The organism is Streptomyces sp. ADMS (assembly GCF_033441795.1).
Taxonomy (GTDB): Bacteria; Actinomycetota; Actinomycetes; order Streptomycetales; family Streptomycetaceae; genus Streptomyces.
The window spans coordinates 1-9,832 of the sequence record NZ_JAVFVX010000180.1 but is presented as its reverse complement, the minus strand read 5'-3'; the positions used below and the strand labels follow the sequence as shown (position 1 = coordinate 9,832).

Annotated in this window: 6 protein-coding genes and 1 pseudogene; 1 reads left to right on the top strand and 6 read right to left on the bottom strand. The window is 69.0% G+C overall.

Annotated elements, in window-relative coordinates; genetic code table 11:
- The 5 genes from RB628_RS38010 to RB628_RS37990 form a co-directional block, all read right to left on the bottom strand.
- The coding region (locus RB628_RS38010) for a hypothetical protein (protein ID WP_412180791.1) at positions 1-671 on the bottom strand (671 nt) is incomplete at its 3' end.
- 49 nt (positions 672-720) lie between these two features.
- On the bottom strand, positions 721-885 hold the full coding sequence (locus RB628_RS38005) for a hypothetical protein (RefSeq protein ID WP_318325216.1): 165 nt from the start codon (positions 883-885) through the stop codon (positions 721-723).
- Between the two features lie 12 nt (positions 886-897).
- On the bottom strand, positions 898-1,398 hold the full coding sequence (locus RB628_RS38000; RefSeq protein WP_318325215.1) for a hypothetical protein: 501 nt from the start codon (positions 1,396-1,398) through the stop codon (positions 898-900).
- Positions 1,399-1,400: 2 nt separating this feature from the next.
- Positions 1,401-2,042 carry a DUF4304 domain-containing protein gene (locus RB628_RS37995; protein WP_318325214.1) on the bottom strand — a complete coding sequence of 214 codons (642 nt, stop codon included), beginning with the start codon at positions 2,040-2,042 and terminating at the stop codon, positions 1,401-1,403.
- 16 nt (positions 2,043-2,058) lie between these two features.
- On the bottom strand, positions 2,059-8,592 hold the full coding sequence (locus tag RB628_RS37990; protein ID WP_318325213.1) for an RHS repeat-associated core domain-containing protein: 6,534 nt from the start codon (positions 8,590-8,592) through the stop codon (positions 2,059-2,061).
- 158 nt (positions 8,593-8,750) lie between these two features.
- Between RB628_RS37990 and RB628_RS37985 the strand changes: the two genes are divergently transcribed.
- Complete coding sequence (locus RB628_RS37985; protein WP_318325212.1) at positions 8,751-9,326, top strand: hypothetical protein; 576 nt, start codon at positions 8,751-8,753, stop codon at positions 9,324-9,326.
- 215 nt (positions 9,327-9,541) lie between these two features.
- On the opposite strand, the pseudogene RB628_RS37980 reads toward RB628_RS37985, so the two are convergent.
- Positions 9,542-9,832, bottom strand: a pseudogene (locus RB628_RS37980) (hypothetical protein); the annotation flags it as partial.

The following is a 9,832-nucleotide window of genomic DNA, read 5'->3' as shown; positions in this document are numbered from 1 at the left end:
AGTTCCCGTACGGCATGGAAGGCGCCGACGTCCGCGAGGCGTTGCGCGCCGCCCAACCGGGCGGCCAGCTCTGCCGGCACGCCAGTGACCCAGGAATAGCCACGCAGATAGGTACGAGCCTCGCCCAGGTATTTCCTGTGGCTCCGCCGCAGAGCCACCTCCAGATCGGGCTTGTCGTGGACGTTGAAGTGGTCCACGCGCGCGAACACCGGGTTGGCTCCGTCGAGGGCAGTGGCCAGGAAATCGAGCAGGCCTGCGCAGAAGACTGAGTCGGCGATCCGGTCTCCCCCCGGGAGGAACGCGGAAAGCTCAGTGTGGGTTCCGTCGCGGCCCTTGTGCTGGCTGCCGACACGCCCGTAGTCATCGATCCATGCGTCCTCGTCCACCGACGGCTCGTGGAAGCCGACGCAGGCGTAAAACGGATGCGAGCGAAGCTCTTCGACAAGCGCCGACCAGTTCTTCCGGACATCCTTGAGCTTGGTATCCCGCCCACCTCTGAGGGACTCCGCGACAACCGCGTACGAGTCGGTGGTCTCTTTCGCCCCGCTCGAGAAAAAGGAGTCGATCGCGGTCCGGAACCAATGGTCCACGAGTTCCCCCCGCGGCACGGCCGCCTGCTCGTCGAGCGTGGCCCAGATGGTCACGTCCTTGATGGGGTCGTCGTCCTCCATCACAGCTTCCTCCTCCTTGAATCGTCCCGACACCACTGGCTGCCCATCGCTAGGCGAAGGCGCCCCGCTGGTCCCGGCAGATCTCCTCCGACTCGCCCTTGGAGAGAAGACCCCAGGACTCACGGTCGTCGACGAGACCCTCGTCGACCAGCCGCGCGTGCGCCGTCCGGAACGGGCCCTCCGGGTACGCGCGGCGGTGGGCGGACAGCACCATCGCTCAGGCGCCTCAGATGCCCAGCTGGTCCAGCAGCCGGAAGAACAGTCCCTCCGCGAAGTCGCTGTCCTCCTCCGCGAACGTCGCGAGGAGGCCCGGTGGGTCGGGGGTGAGGCCGGCTTCCCGGGCCCAGCCGGCAGCGGCTTGCGCGGCAGGCTCCGAGAGGAGGAACCGAGCGTCGAAGTCCTCGTCGTCGTCCTCGCAGTAGGCCTCGGCGGCCTCTCGCGCGAGGCAGGCCCGCCAGTGACCGCCCGTGCTGGAGTATCCCTCGACGAAGACCGTGTCGCTGTCCAGCACGAAGCCGGTCAGCGTCGGTGCCCCCGTCTCCTCGGCCAGTTCCGCGAGCATTGCCGGGCCCTCGTCGGCGAGTTCCGGGCCCGGGTAGCGGCCGATCTGCCACCCGCCGGGCCGGTGTTCGTGTTCGTCGACGCCGTCGTGCCGTTCGATGACGGCCTGGAGGTCGTCGAGCGACGTTTCGCTGCGGCAGACGACGTAGGAGCCCCAGAAGCCCACGGTCAGGCCTCCCCGACTGCGCGTCGCTGCAGTCGCTGTCGCGCCCAGGCGACGAAGCCCGGGAACACCCCGTCCGCGTCGGCCTTGTCGACCAGCGCGGCCACGTCCGCGACCGGGTCGTCGTCGACGCGCAGCACGATCTCGCTCTGCGCGGCGCCCCACATCCTGACCAGTTCGCCGTTCGGGTTGGTGCGGGTCTCCTCCAGAAGGGTCTTGCGGTCGAGCAGACGCGTCATGCGCGGAAGGTCCTCCTCCACGAGGACGCGGGCGAGTTCCCGCCCGCACAGATCCCGTGTCCGCGGCTCCGTGAAGGCCCACCGGGATCTGAACGGCATCTCCTCGTCGGGCTCGTGGGCGACCTCGGCCGGCGGAATCACGGGGCAGGTGGCAAGGGCGCCACTGGCATCGGGGGCCGGCGGGTCGACGTGCTGCCGCTTGAGGAACTCCCAGTACGGCAGCGGGACGACCGAGAAGGTCACGTCGAAGACGTGCCTGCCCGGATCGACGGCGTGGGTGTCGAACTGCAGGATCAGGTGGTCGCCGTTCCCGGCCGCGAGACGGAAGGTCCTGCCCTTCTTGGTGAAGCCGGCCGCCTTCATGACCGGGGCCACATGCTGCTTGACAAGGGTGTCCAGAGGATTCATGTCCGCTGCTTCCTGCTCACGCCGCCAGTTCGAAGAGACTGGCGGCGACGGTCGCGCTCACCGATACGGTCGCCGCCGCACCACCGCCCCCGACGACGAACGGCGCCGCCACGATGACAATAGGTACCAGCAACGGCCATTGGTTCACACCGTCCGTCGCCTGGGGCACGATACCGAGTCCGGGTTGGTCGATGGTCCCCGGATAGGGGCCGGGCCCCGGACCGGTCGTGGGCTGTGGCACGGGCTGGGACTGCTGCTGGGCCACGGCCGTCGGGCTGGAGCTCAGCACTCGCTTGAACTTCTTGTTGTTGGGTCTGCCGTAGATGACGGCCCCCGGCTCCGGCCCGATCACCTTGTCGCCGTTCACCACGTTGTACGGGCCGCCGATGGTCCAGCCCAGCACCGAGTTCTTCCCGTCTGCGCGCATCCGGTTGACGTACCACTGGGCCTCGGGAACGGCCTTGGACGCCACTCCCGCCGACTTGACCTCCCAGACGTAGTAGATGTCGTGGTTGGGGTCGTAGCCGACGATGTCCGGCACTCCGTAGTTGCACGACGCCCCGGGATTCCTGCCGGGGTGCATGCACTTCTTGCTCGCACCCGGTACCTGCATCGAGGTGAAGATCTTGAAGTTCTTCACGCCCAGCGCCTTGACCTGCATCTGGATCACCTTGATGGCCCGGTCGCGGGCCTGGTCGTGCCGGGTCGTCTTGTTACCGGTGGCGGCACCCAGCGCTGGCGGGGAGGAATCGTTGCTCGATCCGTCGTACTGGTCCGAGCCCGGGTCGTTCTCCGGCTTGTACGTCCCGTACGTGCCGTTGCTGCCGGAGCAGAAGTGGACCGAGCCACACGACTCCAGGCCCGTCGGGTCGGACTGGGTGACCGGGTTGTTGTTGGCGTAGGTGTAGCCGTTGAGGGACTGGCCCTGGTCCGTGGTGAGGACCGGGTCGACGCTGATGAAGCGGCCGGTGACCGGGTCGTACTCGCGGGCGCCCAGGTGGGTCAGGCCGGTGTCGGTGTCCGACGTCTTGCCGAGGAAGCCCTTGTCGTCCGCCCATGTGCCGGTGCCGCCGGAGCGGTTCCCGCCGAAGGGGGTGCTGTAGCGCTTGGTGACGGCCTGCGTGGTCGACTCGAGCGCCAGGGCGGAGGTGCCGTGCCGGTCGGCGGCGAGCCAGGTCAGGGTGTCGGTGCCCGACTTGTTGCTGCGCAGGGCGACGGTGGACGCGCCGGCGGTGTAGTAGCGCTGCGCCCAGTACTTGGCGGTGGAGGTGCTGGTGTCGAGGTGGACCTCGGTGGCGCCGAGGTAGAGGACCGTCTCGCCCGTGGTGTTGCGGCGGATGAGGAGGCTGCCGTCGGCGTCGTAGACGTATCCGGTGGTGCTGCTGCCTTCGACGAGCTTGCCAAGGTCGCCCTCCTCGTTCCAGACGAGGGACTGGGTGGCACTTCCGTCGGGGCGGGTGGTGGTGTTCCCGGTCGTGTCGTAGGCGTAGGTGGGTGTCACGCCGGTGCAGGAGGCAGCCGTGGTGACCGCCGCCAGGGCGTGCGTACGGGTGCTGTCGTAGCAGTAGGTCTTCTTGGTGTCGCCCCCGGTGGCGTGGGTGGTCTCGGTGGACCGCAGACCGGAGTCCTGGTACTCGTACGACGTCCAGTAGGGGCTCGCCCCGCCGAGGTTGGCGGTGGTACGGCCGGTGGCCGAGCAGTCGGCTGTCTTGGGGGTCCATGCCTCGGTCAGCCGCTGGTGGCCGTCGTAGGCGAAGCACTGGTTGTCGTCCGCGGAGGTCCCGCCGCGTGTGGTGGGGTCGAGGACTGAGGTGACGTTGCCCACATCGTCGTAGGCGTAGTTGAGCTCCTGGAGCTCGTAGCCATGGGTCTGGTCGGTGACCGCGGACTGCTTGAGGCGGCCGGTGCCCTCCTCGAAGGTGTTGGTGATGTACGCCTTCTTGGTGCCGGTGGCGGAGGAAGTGCCCAGGGTCAGCTGTTCTGTCTCGCCCAGTGCCGAGTAGCTGGTGCCGAGGACGTAGCCGCTGGCGCCGGAGACGGTGGTGGGCAGGCCGACGCCGTTGTAGTCGGTGTTGATCTGTTCGGCCGGCAGACCGCCGGCGGCGGGCTCCTTGGTGTACTGGCGGGTGCCGTCGACGTTGTAGTACGAGGAGAAGTCGAGGGTGGTGGAGGGGACCGCGCCCGAGGTGACCAGGGCGTCACCGGCCGGCAGGGTGATCTGAGTGCCGGTGGGGCGGTACAGGGCGTCGTAGGCGGTGACCTTCTTGGTGTAGGCCGTGCCCGAGCTGCCGCTGCCCCCGACGTAGCGGACGGCGGTGTCCAACTGCCCCTTGGCAGCGGTGTCGTAGGTGTAGGCGGTCAGCTGGCCCGCGGCGACCTGCTCCTCGGTGGTGGAGGTCAGGTCGGCGGTGGCCGGGGCGCTCCAGGTGCCGGAGAGCCGGCCGAGGGTGTCGTAGGCGGAGATCACCACGCGTCCGGTGGCGTCCTTGAGCCAGGAGACCTGGTCGAGGTTGGTGTAGCCGGTGGTGGTCTTCCCCTTGTCGGGGTCGGTGGAGGTGACCTTGCGGCCGTAGAGGTCGTAGCCGTAGGACCAGACGGAACCGTCCGGTCCGGTGATCGTCGACTCCTTGCCGTCCACGGTGTAGGTGAAGGACGTGGAGGTGTACGCGGATCCGGTGCCGGCGCCGTAGGCGGAGTCCGCCGGGGAAGTGCCCGCGTACTCGCGCCGCTCGACGGTGCGGCCGAGGGCGTCGGTGATCAGCCGGGTCGCGGAGCCGCCGGACAGGGCGGTCGTCGCCGCGGAGTCGCCGGTGTAAGCGGTCGACGTGGTCCAGCGTTTGACGCCGTAGACGTACAGCGTCTTGGCGGTGGCCCGCTCCGCGCCGTCGAAAGTGGTCGCGGTCTGCTGTGCGGCCTCGCCGTACTCGGCGCGGGTGTAGGTGCCGTTGGGTGTCTTGTCCTGGTCGAAGATCTGCGCGTACGTCTCGTAGGCCAGACCTCGGCTGTCGTAGCGGATGTCGGTCAGCAGCCGGCCGCCGAGCGGGCTCGGGGACTGGGTCTGCAGGGGCCGCAGCAGTGCGTCGTAGATGCTGTAGGTGGTGTTGTAGGTGTCGCCGTCCGCCTTCAGCGTCGAGGTCGACGTCCAGGAAGGGGAGTCGGCCGTTACCGAGTAGGCATAGGTGTAGTTCGCCGACTGGTCCGAGGAATGGGAGCGGTTGGGCAGCCACACCGAGGTGACCCGGCCCAGCGCGTCGTACGCCGTCTCGGTCAGCTTGGTGTTGACGTCGTAGACCTTGGTCTTGGAGCCACGTGCTGGGTCGAGGTAGGTGTAGCTCTTCTGGCTCTTGGAGTTGGTGATGATTGTGCGGGTCAGTGGCCCGGCGTCGGTGGGCGTGTAGGCGGCGCCCGTGGTGTTGCCCGCCGCGTCGGTCACGGACATGGGGCGGCCGAGCTTGGTCGTCGACGTGTCGTACGTGGTCTTGCTGACGGTCTGCCAGGAGGTGGGCGGGCGTTCGCCGTCGGTCGCGGTGGCCGGGTAGGCGGAGGCGCGGCCCTTCCAGGTGGCAAGGCCCAGGGTCGGCGTCTGGGCCGCACTCCACCCGGTCGCCGAGGTGTTGTCGTAGACGGTCGCGGTGTCGGAGAGCACGTCGCCTGGGCTCGCGGCGGACGTCGGCAGGTTCAGTGCCGTCTCGGACACCGAGCAGGGCCGGCCGACGGTCCGGGTACGGGAGGGCAGGGCGGTGATGCCCATGGCATCGTTGCGGGCGTACCAGTTGCGGGTGCAGGTCTCGTCGCCCGACTTGGCGGTGTCGCCCGCGTCGTCGACGGTGGCGGCCATGCCGTAGGCGTCGTACGTGGTCGCGGTGGTGCGGGTGCGCCATTTGGCCGTGGCGGTCAGATAGGTGTGGGCGTATGCCTTGGCCTCGCGGACGTAGTAGGCCTCGGTGTCCGCGTACGACTTGTGCTGGGTGGCCGTCTTCTTGGACCAGGGATCGTGGACGGTGACGCTCGTCGGTGTCGAGCCGTCGTAGCTGATCCTCTCGCGCAGGAAGCCCGCGTACGGCTGGCTGTCCGTCTGGTCGGCCACGTCGAGACCGCTGACGTCGACACCCGCCACACTCGCCGAGCGGCGGGCGCTCGCATCGAGTTCGCCGTCCGCGTCCAGCAGCCGGTCGCCGTCCATGCCCTGCAGATAGATCGAGACGGTCTTGCTGCGGGTGGTGCCCGTGCCCTTGGTGGCGGTGACCTGGCCGTAGCCACGGAAGACCGACCAGGTGCGCTCGTCGGCGGGGGTGAAGGGGTTGTCGTCGTAGTGCCAGGCGGGATCGGCGTAGGAGTACTGGTACTCGACCGCGTCGTTGTGGCCGGTGGGGTCGGATGTGTTGACGGCGAGTACGCGGTACTTGTGGAACCAGTCGATGGACGCTTCCTCGGCGCCGTTGATGTTCCAGTACTGCGGGTAGCAGGACTTGGCGTTGTGGTCGGCCTTGGCCGGTATGTTCGAGCCGCGCACGCACTCCGGCTCGGAGAGCGTGACCCGTGTGATCGAGCCGGTCTCGGAGGTGACGCTCTCGATGCGCGGACGGCTCAGCGGCAGGATGTCGTCGGTGGCGTCGACGCGGTTCTCCCGCATCTGGTACGTGAAGGTCACCGGGGGCAGGGTGACGGCGGTGCCGTTCTTGCCGGTGTGCCGCAGGCTCTTGAGCACCAGCGTCTGGTCGCTGGTGTCGCCGATGTCCCCGCCGTCCAGGAACTCCTGGGTCAGCGCCCAGGTGTCGACGGCGGTGAACGCGCCGGACGCCGCGGACCAGGCGTAGGTGTCGACCTGGGTGAGCCGCTTGCGGGTGAAGAAGAACGGGCCACGGACGTCGCAGTCCGCGTCCTTCTTGCAGATGGCGTCGAACGGCACGTCCGGCCAGTTGTCGGCCGTGGAGTCCTTCAGCTCCGAGCAGTCGGAGGCGGTGCAGCGCTCCTCGTAGGTGAAGGTGACCTTGTCGGAAGTGACGCCGGTGAACAGGGCGTCGGCGCGCTGTCCGTAGAGGATCTTGTCGAGATGGCCGCCGCGGATGTACTCGGTGGTGGCGGTGGAGGCGCCGTTCTTGCCGTAGTAGTTGCTCTCCGGCGTGTACCAGTACGTCATGGCGTTGCCGTTGAGGTCCTCGACGTAGTCGAGGTTCCAGCGCCAGGCCTGGGTGGCGGCGCGGTCGGCGAAGGCGGACCCCTGGTCGTAGCCGGGTTCGCCGGAGTCGTCGCCGTAGACGGGCACGGTCCACACGGAGTTGGTGCGTTCGGTGCCGGCGCCGGTGAGCTTGTTCAGGCCGAAGACGTACTTGGTGCCTTCGCCGGTCGTCACCGTCCAGTACTCGCCGTTGCCGTCTCCGTTGTCGGCGCCGGTGGAGCGGGTGACGGTGGAGGCGTCGTCGTTCTTCAGCCGCCACACGCCGGTGGTGTCGTCCTTGACCAGCTCACTGGACTTCCCGTTGAGGACAAGAGAGGCGTTGTCGCACTTCCAGCACAGGTCCGACTTGCCGTCTTGACCCTCCTTGTCGCAGCTGCCGTAGGACCGCTCGACATAAGAACCGGCGGTGAGGTCGAAGCCCTCACCGACCGGGGTGGACTGGTTGTTGGTCGAGGCGGTGCGCCCGTCGATGCCGCCGGAGTCGTACGACAGCTCCAGATCGGGCTGGGGGCCGACCGCGGCGGGAGGTGTGGACAGGGGATACGACCAGGTGAACGCTCCGGAGGAGCCGCCCGCCTCCCAGGTCGAGGACGAGGACAGCGAGGTCGCCGAGTAGTCGCCCGCACCGGACGTGGAGGTGCTGGAAGTGGCGGCCAGGGCCAGCACGGTGGCGGAGGAGGCCGGGGCGAGCGCGACATCCGCCGAGACGGTCTGTCCGTCGACGTCGTTGTCCGAGGCGAGCGGCGTACGAGTACGGCAGGCGGCCTTCTCGGGGGTGGTCAGGGCGCAGGCGGGCAGCCGCACCATCCCCAGCCGCCCCGACCAGCCGCCCCCGTATGCCGACGCGAACCCCGAGTAGTCCAGCGTGAGATGAGCCCGGCCCGGTTCCGTGGCCGTCGCCGTCAGCAGGACGCCCTTCACGCCTGCCGCCGCGGTGGCCTTGCGGTCCAGCACCCGGATCGACGCGTCGCCGCCGGCCACGTGGCCCACGCTGCCCGGGGCGACCGTGACCGGCAGCCCGCCGGGCTTCGTCGTCATGCGGCCCGAGCGGCTGCCGGGCACGGTGACGGTCGCCCGGGCCGGCTTCGGCCAGGCCGAGTGCTGTTCGGCCGTGGCCCGGCGGGCCTGCGCGGAGTTCTTCGCGCGCGCCGCGGCGACGGCCGTGCGGGCCTTCTTCGCGCCCAGCCCGTTCACGGCGCGCACATCGCTGTCCCGCTGCTCGGGAAGGTCCGGCCGGCCCAGACCGCCACTCGCGGCCTGCGCTGGCTGCGTGGCGGGCAGCGCGCCTGTCGCCAGGGCGACGGCCAGCGTCACCACGATCCCTGCGCGTCTGCCGCGCAGCCAACGGACAACTCTCGTACCGGTGTTCACGACATACCCCTGTCAAGGCACGGCCGCGACGCGGCCACGGAGGGAAGGAGCCGAAGGGAGAAGGGAGTTGGAGGAAGGCGGGACTGCGGCGGTCAGCCACCGATCATGGTGTCGAGCTGTGTGCCATCGGCCGCTGCGCCACAGCCGAGCCCCGAGAGGTGCAACTCGCCGAGGCGTACTGCACCGAGGGCTGCTGCGGCGCGCTCCACGTGACCATCTGCAGGGAAGGTGACCAGGTGGTGTGGCGTGACTGGCGCCGCCCGCCGACGCGGCAACCCCACGCGGAACTCCCCGAGTACCGCTTCGACGCGGGCGACTACGACACGGAGATCGAACGCGCGGAGAACGACCGGTCCTGGGCCTGGCCGGCTCGAAACACCGCCCGCTTGATTGCCGCGGGGCTACGCGAACAACCCGATCTCCTCACCCGGTGGGACGGCCAGGCCGGCTGGATCGGCACCGACTTCCACGACCAGGACTCGGCCATGGTCTCCTTCACGTACTGGCCAGGCCTCGCCGCTGGACAGCGTGACAAGGACGGCCCCTGGCTGCAGTTCATCTGGAAACTCCCCGACGACGGCACACCTCCCGAGAATCAGGCTGCCGCGGCGCTGCAACAACTCGCCGAGCAAGACCCGAAGACCTACGCGCAGGTCAAGGGAGGAAGCCGCTCACACGCCGAGGCACTCGGCTACCCATGGCCCGAACCAGCAGACCCGGAAGAGAACGCCTGACCGAACTCATCCGGCCTGCGACGCGCTCCCCCGCAGGAGAAGCGGCACGTATCCGGGCGCCTCGCAGACCGGAGATAAGCTTGCCGAACTGACACGGGCTCAGCCCAGTGAACAGGGCTCCCGGGAGGCCCCTGCCCCCGTCGGCGACTTCAGTCGTCCAGGCAACGAGCGCGGCCTCGTCGGTCGCGAAGTCACCGGTGACGAACTCGCGGCCCTCATCCCTGACATCGTCCGTGCAGAAGCCGCCGAGGCGGCCGTGGGCACTGACCGGGTGAGCGATGGAGTTCCGCGCCGGTGATGCTCTGGGCCAGCCGGTTGACCCCGGACAGCCACCGGGCCCGGCGCAGATGATCCGTATCAGGCAACTCCACATCAAATACCACCAGATCGAACCGGCACACCTCCAGCCACACCAGCGCCGAGGGCCTGCTCTCCGCCACCGCGGTGCGGTAGCCGGCGAGTTCCATGGCCGCCAAGTGCACCTGGAAGCCGGGTTCCCCAGCGAC